A 16,123-nucleotide genomic window follows, 5' to 3' on the forward strand; every position below is an offset into this window, starting at 1 on the left:
CCGTCGCCCGTGCCGCCGTTCGCCGCCTCGCGCGGGTCGTCCTGTGCGCCCGTCTCGGGACGTGATCCTTCTGCCACAGCCGCAAGCCTATGTTGTACCGCCGGTAACTTTCCCTCGTCGTACCCCTACCGCTCGGTATGGAGCTGCTCTACAGTCCCGACTGTGCCAGTGATTGCTGGCGGAATCTTGGCCGGGCGCACGGGAGGCGGCATGGCGAAGCACGAGCACGTACGGGTGGCGGTGATCGGGTCGGGATTCGGCGGCATCGGGGCCGCCGTCCGGCTCCGCCGCGAGGGGATCACCGACTTCGTCGTCCTGGAGCGGGCCGACTCGGTGGGCGGCGCCTGGCGCGACAACAGCTACCCCGGCTGCGCCTGCGACGTCCCCTCCCACCTCTACTCCTTCTCCTTCGCGCCCAACCCGGACTGGCCCCGCACCTTCTCCGGACAGCGCCACATCCGCGCCTACCTGGAGCACGTCACGGACACCTTCGGGATCCGTCCGCACCTCCGGCTGAACCACGAGATGCTGAAGGCGCGGTGGGACGCGGAGGCGCTGCGCTGGGAGATCGAGACCAGCGGCGGCACCTTCAGCGCCGAGGTCCTCGTCTCCGCCGGCGGGCCGCTCTCCGACCCCCGGATCCCCGACATCCCGGGCCTCGCCGACTTCCCCGGCAAGGTCTTCCACTCGGCCCGCTGGGACCACGACTACGACCTCCGGGGCAAGCGCGTCGCCATGGTCGGCACCGGCGCCTCCGCCATCCAGATCGTGCCCGAGATCCAGCGCGAGGTCGGCAGGCTCACCCTCTTCCAGCGCACGCCCCCGTGGGTCATGCCCCGCATGGACCGCGCGATCAGCGGCGCCGAGCGCTGGCTGCACCGCACGCTCCCCGCCACGGCCACCCTGCGCCGGGGCCTCCTCTGGGGCATCCGCGAGCTCCAGGTCGGCGCCTTCACCAAGCACCCGGGCGAGCTGGGCCTGGTCGAGAAGCTCGCCAAGGCCAACATCGCCCGGTCCATCAAGGACCCGGAGCTGAGGGCCAAGCTGACGCCCTCGTACCGCATCGGCTGCAAGCGCATCCTGCTCTCCAACACGTACTACCCGGCGCTCGCCCGGCCCAACGTCGACGTCGTCGCCGCCGGGCTGCGCGAGGTCCGCGGCTCGACCGTGGTGGCCGCCGACGGCACCGAGACCGAGGTCGACGCGATCGTCTTCGGCACGGGCTTCCACGTCACCGACATCCCGATCGCCGAGCGCGTCGTCGGCGCCGAGGGGCACACCCTCGCCGAGTCCTGGAAGGACGGGGTCCAGGTGCTGCGCGGGGCCACCGCCGGCGGCTTCCCCAACCTCATGATGATCATCGGGCCGAACACCGGCCTCGGGAACTCCTCCATGATCCTCATGATCGAGTCCCAGCTGAACTACATGGCCGACTACCTCCGCCAGCTCGACCTGCTGGGCGGCCGCACCGCCCTCGCCGTCCGCCCCTCCGCGGTGAACGCCTGGAACCGCAAGGTCCAGGCCCGGATGGAGCGGACCGTGTGGAAGGCGGGCGGCTGCGACAGCTGGTACCTCGACGCCAACGGCCGCAACACCACCCTGTGGCCGGGCACCACGGCCGAGTTCCGGCGCGAGACCCGGCAGGTCGACCTCTCCGAGTACGAGGTGGTCCGCGCGTCCGAGCCTGCCTCCAAGCCCGCCCGCACCCGGAAGAAGGAGACCGCCAAGTGACGCTCCAGAGCCTTCCCGCGCCCCGCGCGCTCACCGCCGTCTCCGCCGACGGTTCCCCGATCCACGTCGAGGTGTACGGTCCCGAGGGCGCGCCCGCCGTGGTCCTGTCCCACGGCTGGACCTGCTCGATCGCCTTCTGGGCCGAACAGATACGGTCCCTCGCCGCCGACCACCGGGTCATCGCCTACGACCAGCGCGGCCACGGCCGGTCCCCGGTGCCCGCCGCGACCGGCGGCTCGGGCTACTCGACGACGGCGCTCGCCGACGACCTGGAGGCGGTGCTCGCGGCCACCCTCGGTCCCGGCGAGCGGGCCGTCCTGGCCGGCCACTCCATGGGCGGCATGACGATCATGGCGGCCGCCGGGCGGCCCGGCTTCCGGCAGCACACCGCCGCCGTCCTGCTCTGCTCCACGGGCCCCTCGCGGCTGACCGCCGAGGCCACCGTCGTACCGCTGCGGCCCGGCGGGCTGCGGAGCCGGCTGACGGCGGCCGTCCTCGGCGCGAAGGCACCGCTCGGCCCGGTCAACGCCGTGTCGAAGAAGATCCTGAAGTACGCGACGATGGGCCCGGGTTCGGCGCCGGAGCGGGTCGAGGCCTGTGCGCGGATCGTGCACGCCTGCCCGCGCGGCGCCCGGTACGGCTGGTCGCAGGTCCTGGCCGGGCTCGACCTGGAGGCGGGGCTGCGGGAGCTCCGGGTGCCGTCGGCCGTGCTCGTCGGCACCGCCGACCGGCTCACGCCGGCCGTCCACTCCCGCGCGATGGCGGAGGCGCTGCCGCACTGCACGGGGCTCGTCGAGCTGGCCGGCATGGGCCACATGACGCCGGTGGAGGCCCCGGAGGCCGTCACCGCGCAGATCCGCGAACTGACCCTCACGTACCTGGGCGTGAAGGAGAACGAGGAGGCAGGGGCATGAGCAGGGTGAGCCTGGAAGGACAGGTCGCGGTCGTCACCGGCGGGGCCCGGGGGGTCGGGGAGCTCCTCGCCCGCAAGCTCTCGGCGCGCGGCGCGAAGATCGCCCTCGTCGGCCTGGAGCCGGAGCAGCTCAAGGAGGTCGCCGGGCGGCTGCACACGGAGGCCGACTGGTGGCACGCCGACGTCACCGACCACGAGGCGATGGCCCGGGTCGCGGCGGAGGTGAAGGAGCGGTTCGGGAAGGTGGACATCGTCGTCGCCAACGCCGGCGTGGCGGCGGGCGGTCCGTTCGTCGACTCCGACCCGGTCGCCTGGCGGCGCGTCATCGAGGTCAACCTCATCGGCGGCGCCGTCACCGGCCGGGCCTTCCTGCCCGTCCTCATGGAGTCGCGCGGGTACTTCCTCCAGATCGCCTCGCTCGCCGCGATCACCCCCGCCCCGATGATGACGGCGTACTGCGCCTCGAAGTCGGGCGTCGAGGCCTTCGCGCACAGCCTGCGCGCCGAGGTCGCCTACAAGGGCGTGAAGGTCGGCGTCGGTTATCTGTCCTGGACCGACACGGACATGGTGCGGGGCGCGGACCAGGACGACGTGATGAAGGAGCTGCGGCAGCGGCTGCCGTGGCCCTCGAACCGCACGTACCCCCTGGGCCCGGCCGTCGACCGGATCGTGGCGGGCATCGAGCGGCGCTCGGCCCATGTGTACGCCCAGTGGTGGCTGCGCGGGATGCAGTCGGTCCGCGGCTATCTGCCGAGTCTGATCGCCACGGTGGGGCAGCGGGAGATGCGGCGCTTCGAGCCGCGCCTGGGCTCGGTCTCCAAGGGACTGGTGGGCGCGGGCGGGGCGGCCGACGAGCAGGCGCGGGCGGAGGGCCCCTCCGCGCGGTAGCCCTCCGTAACTGATCGAAATGCGTGGAATGTTCGCTCGTGCGAGGCTGGTCGAGGCCGGAGGGGCACCCCGCCCCCGGCCCCCCTCACCCGTCTAGGAGTGAACTTTCATGGGCATGAAGGACCAGATCAAGGGCAAGGCGCAGGACCTCAAGGACGAGGCCAAGCGGGCCTCCGGCAGGGCGAAGGACGAGGCGTCCGAGCGTGCCTCCCAGGGCCGCGAGCGCTCCGACGAGGAGAGGCGCCGGCTCCAGCAGGAGGCCCAGGACCGCATGGGCCAGGGCCGCGACGCCTGACGTCGGCCTGTCCTTGAAGGAGGCGCACCCGGGAGACCGGGTGCGCCTTCGCGCGTCCGCGCGGAAGGTCAGGCGACGCCGTCGTACGGACCGTCGTAGGGGGAGGTCAGGACCGCGCCCTGCGGGCCGAGGAACGGGGCCTGCCAGTTGCCGGTGCCGCGGTAGAGGTACTGGCCCTGCGCGCCGAAGCCGACCAGGTCGGGGCGGCCGTCCCGGTTCGCGTCACCGACGCCGACGAGGTGCTGGTAGGTGTTCCAGCCGCCGCCGATCCGGGTCCGGGCGGCGAAGGTGCCGTCGCCCTTGCCGAGGTAGAGCCAGAGGACGCCGGCCGCGTCCCGGGCGACCAGGTCTCCGGCCGGTCCGCCCGCGATGTCGCCGACGGCGGCCAACTGGTTGTAGACGCCCCAGCCGTAGCCGATCTTCTTGCGGGCGGCGAAGGGGGTCGTGGCGGCGCCGGTGCCTTTGTGCAGCCACAGGTCGCCGGCCTTGTCGAGGCCGACCAGGTCGGCCCGGCCGTCACCGGTCAGGTCGCTGCCGCCCGCGAGCTGGTTGTAGACCTGCCAGCCGCCGCCCACGCTGATCCGGGGGGCGAAGCCGCCACGGCCGTCGCCCTGGTGCAGCCAGAGGACGCCCGTCCTGTCCCGGGAGACGAGGTCGGCGACGGGCGAACCGGCGACGTCCCCGGTGACCTCGATCCGGTCGTAGATCTGCCAGCCCGGTCCGATCAGCCGGCGCTCGTAGGCCTTGAGCTGGTCGTTGTACGTGGTGTTCGCACGCCACAGCCGGCCGGAGGTGTCCCTCAGGAAGACATCGGGGGAGCCGTCGTCGTCGAAGTCGTGCGGCTTGGGCGTGCGGGTGGCCGTGAACGAACCGGTCGCGATCGCGGCCGGGCCGATGAAGTTGGTGGGCTGGGCGGTCAGCTCCCACGTGTAGTCGCCGTTGTACGAGCCCTGCCACTCGAAGGTCGTCTGCGTGGTGTCCTGCGGGTAGTCGTAGGCCCTGTAGTCCGCCCCGGTCCGGGTGTGCCACACCCTGAGCTGCACGTTCGCGCCGGGCCGGGACAGGGTCCAGGTGAACTTCGCCTTCCCGCCGTTCTTGTCGAGGTCGACCGTGGCGGGCACGTCGTTGCCCGTGATCTGCAGCGCGGTGGACTCACCGGTGCTCGCCACCAGGGTGACGGCGGGGGCGTCGTCCCCCGTCGCCGTGATCTTGTACATGCCCTCGCCCTGGGCGACGCTGCCGCCCCGCACGTACAGGCTGCCGTCGCCGGCCGTGGCGGCCGAGGTCATGTGGTCGAGCAGCTTCGTCTTCGTCTTCGTGGCCAGGTGGTACGCGGTGACGGGGCCCAGCGGGGTGTAGTCCTCGAAGGCGCCTCCGGCGCCGTACACGACCCAGCCGCCGACCAGGCGGACCAGGAACTCGCCCTGTACCGGCTGCTCGACGGGCACCTCCTGGACGGCTTCGGTGGCCCGGTCCATGACGAAGACCGCCGCACGGGTGTTGGCGTCGCCCTTGGCCCAGGCGACGTGCGTCGCGGAGACGGCGCTGAGCGTGGCGCCCGCGGGGAGGTCGAAGCCCTTGCCGATCGTGTCGGTGGCGAGGTCGAGCAGCGCCCATTTCCGCACGCTGTCCACGGTGAACTGGACCAGGGCGTCGTCGGGGGTGCCCGGCTGGATCGTGACGGCGGTGGCGCCGGTCGGCAGGCCCGCCACGTGGCCTGTGCCGCCCGCGATGGTGTGCTTGAGCAGGTCCGTGCCGTCGGTGGTGAAGACGGCGTCCGCGGCGGAGCCGACGTACGTGGACTTGTTCGTCAGCGGGTCGAGGGCGACCTCGCGGATCCCCATCGTCGTCAGGTCCCGGAGCGTGACCTTGTAGTGCTCGGCGAAGACCAGGAAGTCGTTGGTCCGGGTGGACCGAAGGTACGTACGGCTGCCGTAACCGGACGCGGTGCCGCCCGCGTACCAGGCGAAACGGGTCTGGAGCCCGTCCGCGGAACGGGTGAGGAAGCCCTTCACACCGGCGTCGGCCAGCTTGTGACCCTTCGGGAACGGGATCGGCGCCGTGGCGGTCTGTGCCGTGACGGCCGCCGTCCCTGCCACGGGGGCGGCGCTCGCCGGGACGGCGAGGGCGCCCGCGCCGAGGGTGACGGCGAGGACGGTGGAGACGGCGGCGACCAGCCGCCGGCGCGTCGAGCGAGCACGAGGCACGTTCGGATTCCTCTTTCTCCTGAACACCGGCGCACTCCGCGCCACACCCGTTCAGACCTGCGGCGGGCCGAAAAGTTGTACGCGTCCGGCGGCGGATCTTCGTACGGTGGCGGGCATGGCCGTACTCGAGAGACTCCGACCCGATCACGCCCCCGCCCTGCTCGCCTTCGAGCGGGAGAACCGGGGGTTCTTCGCCGCGCGGGTGCCCGACCGGGGCGACGCGTACTTCGAGGAGTTCGACGACAGGCTCCGGGAGCTGATCGAGGCGCAGGAGGCGGGGGAGATCCACTTCCATGTGCTCGTCGCCGAGGGCGGGGAGATCGTCGGCCGGGTCAACCTCGTCGAGGTGGACCCCGTCGCGGGCAGCGCCGAGCTCGGCTACCGCCTCGCCGAGAAGGCGACCGGACGGGGGCTCGCGACCCGGGGGGTGCGGGAGGTGTGCCGGCTGGCCGTCGAGGAGTACGGGCTGAGCCGGCTCACCGCCGTCGTGACCCTGGGCAACGACGCGTCGAGCGCCGTGCTCGCCCGCGCCGGGTTCGGGGCCGTGGGCGGGGTGACGCTCGACGACGGCGAACCGGGCACCGCGTACGAGCTGGAACTGGCTCCGGTCTCCTAGGCCGTGTCCGGAAAGTCCCGGCTGCCCTCCGGGCAGACGGCGTTACTTTCCGGACACGGCCTAGCCGTTCTCCGGCCTCGGCGGCAGTTTCGGGCGGGAGCGGTCCGGGAGGGACTCGTAGCCCGGGGGGCTCGCCGCCGGGGTCTCGTCGAGGAGGGCGAGGGCGACGTGGACCGCGTCGTCGAGCTGGGCGTGCCGGCCCTCGGCCCAGTCGAGGGGGGTGCGGAGGATCGCGAGGTCGGGTTCGACGCCGTGGTTCTCCAGGGACCAGCCGTATTCGGGGAACCAGGCCGCGTTCATCGGCACCGTGATCTGGGTGCCGTCGCCGAGCCGGTGGCGGCCGGTCATGCCGACGACCCCGCCCCAGGTGCGCTGCCCGACGACGGGACCGAGGCCGAGGAGCTTGAAGGCGGCGGTGATCATGTCGCCGTCGGAGGAGGTGGCCTCGTCGGCGAGGGCGACGACGGGGCCGCGCGGGGCGTTGGAGGCGTAACTGACGGGCTGGGCGTTCCGGGTGAGGTCCCAGCCGAGGATCCGGCGGGTCAGTTTCTCGATGACGAGTTCGCTGATGTTCCCGCCGGCGTTGCCGCGGACGTCGACGATGAGCGCGGGCCGGGAGACCTCCATGCGCAGGTCGCGGTTGAACTGGGCCCAGCCGGAGCCGCCCATGTCGGGGATGTGGAGGTAGCCGCAGCGCCCGCCGCTGACCTCGCGGACGACCGCACGGCGCTTGGCTACCCAGTCCTGGTAGCGCAGGGGGCGCTCGTCGATGAGCGGGACGACGGCGACGCGGCGGGCGCGCCCCTCGCCCTCGGCGGGGGTGAAGGTGAGCTCGACGGTGGTGCCGCCGGTGCCGGAGAGCAGTGGGTACGGGCCGGCGACCGGATCGACGGGCCGGCCGTCGACGTGGGTGAGGACGGCGCCCTCGCGGATGCCGGTGCCGGCGAGCGGGGAGCGGGCCTTGGAGTCGGAGGACTCGCCGGGCAGGATGCGCTTCACGGTCCAGCCGGCCTCGCGGGGCACGAGGTTGGCCCCGAGGAGGCCCATGGGCCGCTGGTAGTGCGGCGGGCCCTCGTTGCGGCGGGCGGGGGTGACGTACGCGTGGGAGGTGCCGAGTTCGCCCATCACCTCGCGGAGCAGGTCGGCGAACTCGTCGGGGGAGGCGACCCGTTCGACGAGGGGGCGGTACTGGTCGAGGACGGCCGTCCAGTCGACACCGCCCATGTCGGGCTCCCAGAAGTAGGCGCGGACGATCCGCCCGGCCTCGTCGAAGGCCTGCCGCCATTCGGCGCCGGGGTCGATCTCGTGCAGGATGCGCCGCAGGTCCAGGTAGACGGTGGAGTCGCCGTCGCCGGGCTCGGTGGCGGGCACGGCCCGCAGCTCGCCCTCGTCGGCGACGACGAGCCGGGTGCCGTCGCCGCTGACCGCGAACCAGTCGAGGTCCTTGGCGAGTTCGCTCCTGCGGGCCTTGGTGATGGAGAAGTGCTCCAGGGTGGGCTTGCCCGAGGTGTCGGCGGGATTGGCGAAGGTCTCGCCGAGCGCGCCCGAGATGGGCCAGCGCAGCCAGACCAGGCCGCCGCCGCTGACCGGGTGCAGCGCCGAGTACTTGGAGGCGGCGACCGGGAAGGGCGTGACCCGGTCGGGCAGCCCCTCGATCTCGACGGTGACCGTTCCGTCGGCGTTCTCGGTGTCGTCGTCGGCGGGGTCGAGGCCGCCGGCCGCCGGGCGCCCGTCGGGGAGGAGCGCGAAGGGGGAGGGCGTGGCGGAGGAGAGCGGGACGAGGTAGGGGCGGCAGCCGAGCGGGAAGGACAGGTCGCCGGTGTGCACGTCGTACACCGGGTCGAAGCCGCGCCAGGAGAGGAAGGCGAGGTAGCGGCCGTCGCGGGTGAAGACCGGGTTCTCGTCCTCGAAGCGGCCGTTGGTGACGTCGACGACGGTGCGGGGGCCGGAGCCGGAGATCCGGGCCATCTTGATGGAGCGCAGGGAGCGCCCGATGCCCGGGTGGGACCAGGTCAGCCAGTCGCCGTCGGGGGAGAAGGCGAGGTCGCGGACGGGTCCGTTGACGGACCTGATCAGCTCGGTGACCTCGCCGTCGGACTCCTCGGTGGCGTCGAGGAGGAGGAGCCGGCCGTCGTGGGAGGCGATCGCGAGCCGCTCGCCGTCCGGGTCGGACACCAGTTCCTCGACCCGGCCGAGGTCGCCCGAGGCGAGCCGGCGGGGCGGCCGGTCGCCGCTGGCGCGCGGCAGGTAGGCGACCTCGACGGCGTCCTCGCCCTCGGCGTCGGTGACGTAGACGACCTGGCCGCTGCTGCCGAGCATCTCGGGGAGCCGGACGCGGACGCCCGGGGTGTCGACGATGGTGCGGGCGGGGCCGTCGCGGTGGGTGAGCCAGTAGAGGCTGCCGCGCACGGAGACGGCGGAGGCCCGGCCGGTCTCGTCGACGGAGACGGCGTCGACGTGGTGGGCGGCCGGCACCTGGTAGGAGCGGCGGCCGACGCGCTGGCCGCCGAGCCGCACCTCCAGTCGGCGGGGGCGGGAGTCGGCGGTGAGGGCGTCGACGATCCACAGTTCGCCCGCGCACTGGTAGACGACCCGGTGCCCGTCGCTGGAGGCGTGCCGGGCGTAGAAGTCGTCGTGGTCGGTGTGGCGGCGCAGGTCGGTGCCGTCGGGCAGGCAGGAGTAGAGGTTGCCGATGCCCTCGTGGTCGGAGAGGAAGGCGATCCGGCCGTCGACGACCATGGGGGCGTCGAGGTGGCCGCCGATGTCGGGCAGCAGCCGCTCCCCGTGGAGCCAGAGGCGGCCGGTGGCGCCGCCCCGGTACCGCTTCCAGGAGGCCGGTTCGTGCGGCGGCTTGCCGGTGAGGAGGAGCGTGCGGCGCTCGCCGCCGTTCTCGCAGATCGCCGGGTCGTCGGTGAGGGCGATGTCCGAGACGGGGCCCCAGGGCATGCGGAGGCCGGGGGAGCCGTCGGTGGGGACGGTGTAGGCCCAGGAGTAGTACGAGAAGGGCTGCCCGTGCGAGGAGACGGCGAGGATGTCGGAGCGGCCGTCCTTGTCGGGGGGCGTCCAGCCGCAGACCCGGGTGTCGGTGGAGCCCCAGTAGGAGAGTCGCCGGGCGGTGCCGCCGTCTATGGGGACGAGGTGGATCTCGGGGTCGAGGCTGCGCCAGTTCGTGTACGCGATGTGCCGGCCGTCCGGCGAGAAGCGCGGGTGGCCGACCCGCGTCCGGTCGACGGTGAGGCGCCAGGCCCGGCCGGGGCGGTGGCCCTCGGGGGCGAGCGGGGCGATCCACAGGTCGTCCTCGGCGGCGAAGCACAGCAGGTCGTCGTGGAGGTGCGGGAAACGGAGATACGCGACGTCGTCACTCACCTGTTCATGCTTTCCGCGGAGCGGGGGCGAGGCAACTCGTACGTGTATGCGGGCGTCCTGGGGGATGTGGCCCACGACACGTACGAAACGGTTTCGTTTCGCTGAGGGGATGGGTATATCGTCGTGGTGTACGAAACCGTTTCGTTCGGATCGGAGACCGGCCATGGCTCGCAGCAGACTCACTCCCGAGCGGGAGTCCGAGCTGTACGGGGCCGTGCTCGACCTCCTCCGCGAGGTCGGCTACGACGCCCTCACCATGGACGCCGTCGCCGCCCGCACCCACTCCAGCAAGGCCACCCTCTACCGCCAGTGGGGGAGCAAGCCCGAGCTGGTCGCCCGGGCGCTGCGGCACGGCAAGCCGGTCGACATCACCGAGATCGACACCGGATCGCTCCGCGGCGACATCCAGGAGATGCTCGACCGGACCGACGACTGCCAGATGGACAAGGACGCCGCGCTGATGCGGGGTCTCGCCCATGCCGTCCACACCAACCCCGAACTGCACCGGGCGCTGCGCGAGCTGCTCATCGAACCCGAGATGAACGGCCTCGACGAGGTGCTGCGCCGAGCGGTCCGCAGGGGCGAGGTCGACGCCGACAACCCGGCGCTCAAGCTCGTCCCGCACATGCTGATCGGTGCGTTCATCGCCCGGCCGCTGATCGAGGACCAGCCGGTCGACCGCGCCTTCCTCAGCGCCTACTTCGACGCCGTGGTGCTCCCCTCACTCGGCGCCTGATCCCGCCCCACCTTCCTGCTCCACCGCTTCGCTCCACCTGACGACGCACCGCTCACGCCGTCGGGCCGGCTCCCCATGCCCTGTCCCACCCCACACCGGGAGTACGCCCCCGTGGCCACGTTCCTCTACAAGCTGGGCCGCACCGCCTTCAGGCGCCGACGGCTCGTCGCCCTCCTCTGGGTGGCGCTCCTCGCGCTCGCCGGCGTCGGTGCCGCCACCGCTTCCACCCCCACCTCCAGCTCCTTCTCGATCCCCGGCACCGAGGCCCAGCGCGCCTTCGACCTGCTCGAAGAGCGCTTCCCGGGCGCCGGAGCCGACGGGGCCACCGCCCGCGTCGTCTTCAAGGCCCCCGAGGGCGAGAAGATGACCGACCCGGCCCACAAGGCCGTCGTCGAGGAGACCGTCGCCGCGCTCAGGTCCGGCTCGGACCAGATCGTGCAGGTCGCCGACCCGTACACCGCGCACGCCGTCTCCCAGAACGGATCCACCGCCTACGTCTCGGTCTCCTACAAGGTCAACGCCATGGAGCTGACCGACGAGACGCGCGAGGCGCTCAGGCAGGCGGGAGAGAACGCGCAGGGCAAGGGCCTGACCGTCGAGGTCGGCGGCGACGCCCTCCAGAGCATGCCGGAGCAGGGCGCGAGCGAGGCCATCGGCATCGTCCTCGCGGGCATCGTGCTCGTCATCACCTTCGGCTCGCTCGTCGCGGCCGGGCTCCCGCTGCTCACCGCGGTCATCGGCGTCGGCATCGGCGTCTCGACGATCACCGCGCTCGCGAACGTCCTGGACCTCGGCACCACCACCTCCACGCTCGCGTCGATGATCGGCCTCGCCGTCGGCATCGACTACGCCCTCTTCATCGTCTCCCGCTACCGGGCGGAGCTCGCCGAGGGCCGCACGAAGGAGGAGGCCGCCGGGCGCGCGGTCGGCACGGCCGGATCCGCCGTCGTCTTCGCCGGACTCACCGTCGTCATCGCCCTGGTGGGCCTGGCCGTCGTCAACATCCCGATGCTGACGAAGATGGGCTTCGCCGCCGCCGGCACGGTCGTGATCGCGGTCCTCATCGCGCTCACCCTCATCCCCGCCCTGCTCGGCTTCGCCGGCGACAAGGTCGTCAGCCGCAAGCAGCGCAAGGGCACCGCCGAGGTGAGCGACAAGCCCAACGGCGGTACCCGCTGGGCCCGCTTCGTCATCCGCCGTCCCCTGATGGTGCTGATCGTCGGCGTCCTCGGCCTCGGCGCGATCGCCGTGCCCGCCGCCTCCCTGGAGATGGGCCTGCCGGACGACGGCGTGAAGCCCACCTCCACCACCGAGCGCCGGGCGTACGACGCGCTGTCCGACGGCTTCGGCCCCGGCTTCAACGGTCCGCTGCTCGTCGTCGTGGACGGCGACAAGGCGACCGCCGACCGGACGGTCTCCACGATCAAGGGCCTCGGAGGCTGGGCGGCGGTCACCCCGGCGACCCCGAACAAGGCCGGCGACGCGGCGATGATCACCGTGGTCCCGAAGGACCGGCCGTCCTCGACCGCCACCGAGGGCCTGGTCCACGACATCCGCGACGCCACGGGCGACGAGGTCCTCGTCACGGGCGCCACCGCGATGAACATCGACTTCTCGCAGAAGATGAACGACGCGCTCGTGCCGTACCTGGCGCTCGTCGTCGGCCTCGCCTTCGTGCTCCTGACCCTCGTCTTCCGCTCGGTCCTCGTCCCCCTGAAGGCGGCCCTCGGCTTCCTGCTCTCGGTGGTCGCGGCCCTCGGCGCGGTCGTCGCGGTCTTCCAGTGGGGCTGGCTCGGCGGCCTCTTCGGGGTCGAGCAGACCGGCCCGATCATGTCGATGATGCCGATCTTCATGGTGGGCGTGGTCTTCGGCCTGGCGATGGACTACGAGGTCTTCCTCGTGACCCGGATGCGCGAGGCGTACGTGCACGGCCAGCGGCCCGGCGAGGCGATCGTGACCGGCTTCCGGCACAGCGCCCGGGTGGTCACCGCCGCCGCGGTGATCATGATCGCGGTCTTCTCCGGCTTCATCGGCATGGACGACCAGATGGTCAAGATGATCGGCTTCGGCCTGGCCGCCGCCGTCCTCTTCGACGCCTTCGTGGTCCGCATGGCGATCGTCCCGGCCGTCCTGGCGCTCCTCGGCCGCAAGGCCTGGTGGCTGCCGAAGTGGCTGGACCGGATCCTGCCGAACGTGGACGTGGAGGGCGAGGGGCTCGCCGGGTCCGCGGGTGGGCCCGGCGCGGCGAAGCCGGACCTCGTGAAGGTCTGATCCCCGCCCGGTTCCGTACGGACGCCGTCAGTGCGTCGTCATCGACGACGTGCCGGCGGCGTACGTGTGCTTGAGGAAGCGCAGCAGGGCGGTGGTGTCGAACTGCACGACCGTGACCCCGTCGTCCTGGTGGAGCTCCACGACCGTCTGCACCCGGCCGCACGGCCAGACGCCGATGTCGCCGCGGCGGGTCGGGGTGCGCATCCCCGTCTCCAGGACGGCGCGTGGGAAGGACCACTCGACGGCGCCCGGGAAGACGAAGCGGACGGTTCCGGGGGAGTGGTCGGGGTCGTAGCGCAGGGCCACGGGGACCGGGCGGGAGAGGGGGGCGTCGCTGATGATGCGCCCCTTGGCATGGTCGTCGATCACGTGTTCGTCTACGGCGGCCATGGTGACTCCTCACCTTTTGTCCTCTTGTCTACCAATGTCCCACTCCTTCCCGACGGGCGCACGGCGCATGCGTGGACGACCGGGAGTGTGGGCGGGCTCACGCGCCGGGGTTATGTGACCGATGCGCTCTTGCAAGCCCTTCGCAAGAGCGCTCTATCATTTCGAACGTGCATGTACCTGACGGATTCATCAACGCCCCCGTATCGGCCGCCGCCGGTGTCGTCGCCGCCGGCGCCGTCGCCGTCGGCCTGCGCGGAGCCCGCCGCGAACTGGACGAGCGGACGGCGCCCCTCGCCGGGCTCGTCGCCGCCTTCATCTTCGCCGTGCAGATGCTGAACTTCCCCGTCGCCGCCGGCACCAGCGGCCACCTCCTCGGCGGGGCGCTCGCCGCGATCCTCGTCGGGCCCTGGACCGGCGTCCTGTGCATCGCCGTCGTCCTGCTCATGCAGGGCATCCTCTTCGCCGACGGCGGCCTCACCGCCCTCGGCGTGAACATCACGGTCATGGGCGTCGTCACCGTCGTCGTCGCCTACGCGCTCTTCCGCGGCCTGGTCCTCGTCCTGCCGCGCACCCGCCGCTCGGTGACCGTGGCCTCGTTCGCCGCCGCGCTCGTCTCCGTCCCGGCCGCGGCCGCCGCCTTCACCCTCATCTACGCGATCGGCGGCACCACCGACGTCCCCGTCCCCAAGGTCCTCACGGCCATGGTCGGCGTGCACGTCCTCATCGGCGTCGGCGAGGCCGTCATCACCATGCTGACCGTCGTCGCCGTCGTCGCCGTCCGCCCCGACCTGGTGTACGGCGCCCGCGGCCTGACCGCGCCGCTCAAGCTCCGCGTCGACGGCGAGCTCGTCGACGCCGTCCCCGCCGCCCCGGCGGCCGGCGGCTCCCCCAAGAAGCTGTGGATCGGCGGCGTCGTCACCGCCCTCCTCCTCGCCGGCTTCGTCTCCTTCTACGCCTCCGCCAGCCCCGACGGCCTGGAGAAGGTCGCCGCCGACCAGGGCATCGACAAGAACGTCGAGGAGCACGCCGCCGCGAACTCCCCGCTCGCCGACTACGGCGTCAAGGGCGTCGAGGCCCCCCGCCTCTCCGGCGGCCTCGCCGGCGCGATCGGCGTCGGCGCCACCCTCGCCGTCGGCACCGGCGCCTTCTGGGTCGTGCGCCGTCGCAAGACCGCCGCCCTGGAGGCCTGACGTGGGAGCGGGGCACGCGCACAAGCTCTACCGGCACGGGCACTCGCCCGTGCACGAGCTGCCCCCGCACACCAAGCTCGCCGCCGTCCTCGGCTTCGTCGTGGTCGTCGTCTCGACGCCCCGCGAGGCCGTCTGGGCCTTCGCCCTCTACGCCGCGCTCCTCGCGGCCGTCGCGGCGAAGGCCCGGATCCCGGCGGGCTTCCTGCTCAAGCGGCTGCTCATCGAGATCCCGTTCGTCGCCTTCGCGCTGCTCATGCCCTTCGTGGTCCCCGGCGAGCGGACGACCGTCCTCGGCCTCTCGCTGAGCGTCCCCGGCCTGTGGGGCGCCTGGAACGTCCTCGCCAAGGGCACCCTCGGCGTCGCCGCCTCCGTGCTCCTCGCCTCCACCACCGAACTGCGGGCCCTGGTCCTCGGCCTCCAGCGCCTCAAGCTGCCGCCGCTGCTCGTCCAGATCGCCTCGTTCATGATCCGGTACGGCGACGTCATCACCGACGAGATGCGCCGCATGTCCGTCGCCCGCCGTTCGCGCGGCTTCGAGGCGAAGGGCGTCCGCCACTGGGGCGTCCTCGCCAAGTCCGCCGGCGCGCTCTTCATCCGCTCGTACGAGCGCGGCGAACGCGTCCACCTCGCCATGGTCAGCCGCGGCTACACCGGCACCATGCTGGTCATCGACGAGGTGACCGCCACCCGCGCCCAGTGGGCGCGGGCCGCCGCCCTGCCGCTCACCGCACTCCTGATCTGCCTCCTCGGATGGACGACCACATGACCACCCCGCCGCCCTCCCTCGACGTCTCCGGCCTCGCGTACGCCTACCCCGACGGCCACCAGGCCCTCTTCGGCGTCGACCTGACCGTCGGGCGCGGCGAGCGCGTCGCCCTGCTCGGCCCGAACGGCGCCGGCAAGACGACCCTCGTCCTCCACCTCAACGGCATCCTCACCGGCGGCGCGGGCACCGTCACCGTCGCCGGGCTGCCCGTCGGCAAGAAGCACATGGCCGAGATCCGCCGCAAGGTCGGCATCGTCTTCCAGGACCCCGACGACCAGCTGTTCATGCCGACCGTCCGCGAGGACGTGGCCTTCGGCCCGGCCGCCGCCGGCGTCCGGGGCGCCGAGCTCGACGCCGTCGTCCGCAAGGCCCTCGACCGGGTCGGCATGGCCGAATTCGCCGACCGGCCCCCGCACCACCTCTCCTTCGGGCAGCGCCGCCGGGTCGCCGTCGCGACCGTCCTCGCCATGGAGCCCGAGATCCTCGTCCTCGACGAGCCCTCCTCCAACCTGGACCCGGCCTCGCGCCGCGAACTCGCCGACATCCTCAGGACGCTGGACGTCACCGTCCTGATGGTCACCCACGACCTGCCGTACGCCCTGGAGCTCTGCCCGCGCTCGGTGATCCTCAGCGAGGGCGTCATCGCCGCCGACGGGCCGACCGCCGGGATCCTCGCCGACGAGGAGCTGATGGCCCGGCACCGCCTGGAGCTGCCGTTCGGCTTCGTGCCGAGCTCCGTCGCCTGACTTTGGTC

13 protein-coding genes are annotated in these 16,123 nt (G+C 72.6%); 10 read left to right on the forward strand and 3 right to left on the reverse strand.

Features of this window, described 5'->3' with window-relative positions; genetic code table 11:
• Positions 1 to 210 precede the first annotated feature (210 nt).
• The 4 genes from ACFYUZ_RS31270 (at position 211) to ACFYUZ_RS31285 (ending at position 3,827) form a co-directional block, all read left to right on the forward strand.
• Positions 211 to 1,731 carry a flavin-containing monooxygenase gene (locus tag ACFYUZ_RS31270; RefSeq protein ID WP_389314882.1) on the forward strand — a complete coding sequence of 507 codons (1,521 nt, stop codon included), beginning with the start codon at positions 211 to 213 and terminating at the stop codon, positions 1,729 to 1,731.
• Positions 1,728 to 2,645, forward strand: a complete 918-nt coding sequence (locus ACFYUZ_RS31275; protein WP_389314883.1) for an alpha/beta fold hydrolase — start codon at positions 1,728 to 1,730, stop codon at positions 2,643 to 2,645. Before ACFYUZ_RS31270 ends, ACFYUZ_RS31275 begins: the two co-directional genes overlap by 4 nt.
• A complete protein-coding gene (locus ACFYUZ_RS31280; protein ID WP_389314885.1) occupies positions 2,642 to 3,532 on the forward strand; it encodes an SDR family oxidoreductase in 891 nt (296 codons plus the stop codon). The genes ACFYUZ_RS31275 and ACFYUZ_RS31280 overlap by 4 nt, the downstream gene beginning before the upstream one ends.
• Before the next feature lie 109 nt (positions 3,533 to 3,641).
• Complete coding sequence (locus tag ACFYUZ_RS31285) at positions 3,642 to 3,827, forward strand: hypothetical protein (protein WP_389314887.1); 186 nt, start codon at positions 3,642 to 3,644, stop codon at positions 3,825 to 3,827.
• 68 nt (positions 3,828 to 3,895) lie between these two features.
• Here the strand turns inward: ACFYUZ_RS31285 and ACFYUZ_RS31290 are convergent, their stop codons facing one another.
• Positions 3,896 to 6,034, reverse strand: coding sequence for an FG-GAP repeat domain-containing protein (locus tag ACFYUZ_RS31290; protein ID WP_389314889.1), 2,139 nt, complete (start codon positions 6,032 to 6,034; stop codon positions 3,896 to 3,898).
• 115 nt (positions 6,035 to 6,149) lie between these two features.
• On the opposite strand from ACFYUZ_RS31290, the gene ACFYUZ_RS31295 reads away from it, so the two are divergent.
• Positions 6,150 to 6,650: a GNAT family N-acetyltransferase gene (locus tag ACFYUZ_RS31295; protein ID WP_225803021.1), complete on the forward strand. Its 501-nt coding sequence runs from the start codon at positions 6,150 to 6,152 to the stop codon at positions 6,648 to 6,650.
• Positions 6,651 to 6,710: 60 nt separating this feature from the next.
• Here the strand turns inward: ACFYUZ_RS31295 and ACFYUZ_RS31300 are convergent, their stop codons facing one another.
• A complete protein-coding gene (locus tag ACFYUZ_RS31300; RefSeq protein WP_389314891.1) occupies positions 6,711 to 10,016 on the reverse strand; it encodes a S41 family peptidase in 3,306 nt (1,101 codons plus the stop codon).
• 163 nt (positions 10,017 to 10,179) lie between these two features.
• Here ACFYUZ_RS31300 and ACFYUZ_RS31305 point away from each other — a divergent pair, with 163 nt between their 5' ends.
• A complete protein-coding gene (locus tag ACFYUZ_RS31305) occupies positions 10,180 to 10,752 on the forward strand; it encodes a TetR/AcrR family transcriptional regulator (protein ID WP_389314893.1) in 573 nt (190 codons plus the stop codon).
• Between the two features lie 111 nt (positions 10,753 to 10,863).
• Positions 10,864 to 13,023 carry an MMPL family transporter gene (locus ACFYUZ_RS31310; protein WP_389314895.1) on the forward strand — a complete coding sequence of 720 codons (2,160 nt, stop codon included), beginning with the start codon at positions 10,864 to 10,866 and terminating at the stop codon, positions 13,021 to 13,023.
• Between the two features lie 27 nt (positions 13,024 to 13,050).
• On the opposite strand, the gene ACFYUZ_RS31315 is transcribed toward ACFYUZ_RS31310, so the two are convergent.
• The gene (locus tag ACFYUZ_RS31315) at positions 13,051 to 13,413 is read right to left on the reverse strand and encodes an SsgA family sporulation/cell division regulator (RefSeq protein WP_389314896.1); all 363 of its coding nucleotides are present in this window, start codon (positions 13,411 to 13,413) and stop codon (positions 13,051 to 13,053) included.
• Between the two features lie 167 nt (positions 13,414 to 13,580).
• On the opposite strand from ACFYUZ_RS31315, the gene ACFYUZ_RS31320 reads away from it, so the two are divergent.
• From ACFYUZ_RS31320 to ACFYUZ_RS31330, 3 genes are read left to right on the forward strand one after another with little or no spacing between them, the layout of a single operon-like run.
• Entirely contained in the window at positions 13,581 to 14,603 is a 1,023-nt protein-coding gene (locus ACFYUZ_RS31320) for an energy-coupling factor ABC transporter permease (RefSeq protein WP_389314898.1), read from the forward strand.
• Between the two features lies 1 nt (position 14,604).
• Entirely contained in the window at positions 14,605 to 15,369 is a 765-nt protein-coding gene (cbiQ, locus tag ACFYUZ_RS31325; RefSeq protein ID WP_389314900.1) for a cobalt ECF transporter T component CbiQ, read from the forward strand.
• A complete protein-coding gene (locus ACFYUZ_RS31330) occupies positions 15,366 to 16,115 on the forward strand; it encodes an energy-coupling factor ABC transporter ATP-binding protein (protein WP_389314902.1) in 750 nt (249 codons plus the stop codon). The genes cbiQ and ACFYUZ_RS31330 overlap by 4 nt, the downstream gene beginning before the upstream one ends.
• Positions 16,116 to 16,123: the final 8 nt, after the last annotated feature.

This window comes from Streptomyces sp. NPDC004266, assembly GCF_042874095.1.
Taxonomy (GTDB): Bacteria; Actinomycetota; Actinomycetes; order Streptomycetales; family Streptomycetaceae; genus Streptomyces.

Bases quoted from the DNA above. Each gene is read 5' to 3' on its own strand.
- ACFYUZ_RS31270 (WP_389314882.1), top strand. From the start codon at position 211: ATGGCGAAGCACGAGCACGTACGGGTGGCGGTGATCGGGTCGGGATTC.
- ACFYUZ_RS31280 (WP_389314885.1), top strand. From the start codon at position 2,642: ATGAGCAGGGTGAGCCTGGAAGGACAGGTCGCGGTCGTCACCGGCGGG.
- ACFYUZ_RS31285 (WP_389314887.1), top strand. From the start codon at position 3,642: ATGGGCATGAAGGACCAGATCAAGGGCAAGGCGCAGGACCTCAAGGAC.
- ACFYUZ_RS31295 (WP_225803021.1), top strand. From the start codon at position 6,150: ATGGCCGTACTCGAGAGACTCCGACCCGATCACGCCCCCGCCCTGCTC.
- ACFYUZ_RS31305 (WP_389314893.1), top strand. From the start codon at position 10,180: ATGGCTCGCAGCAGACTCACTCCCGAGCGGGAGTCCGAGCTGTACGGG.
- ACFYUZ_RS31315 (WP_389314896.1), bottom strand. From the start codon at position 13,413: ATGGCCGCCGTAGACGAACACGTGATCGACGACCATGCCAAGGGGCGC.
- ACFYUZ_RS31330 (WP_389314902.1), top strand. From the start codon at position 15,366: ATGACCACCCCGCCGCCCTCCCTCGACGTCTCCGGCCTCGCGTACGCC.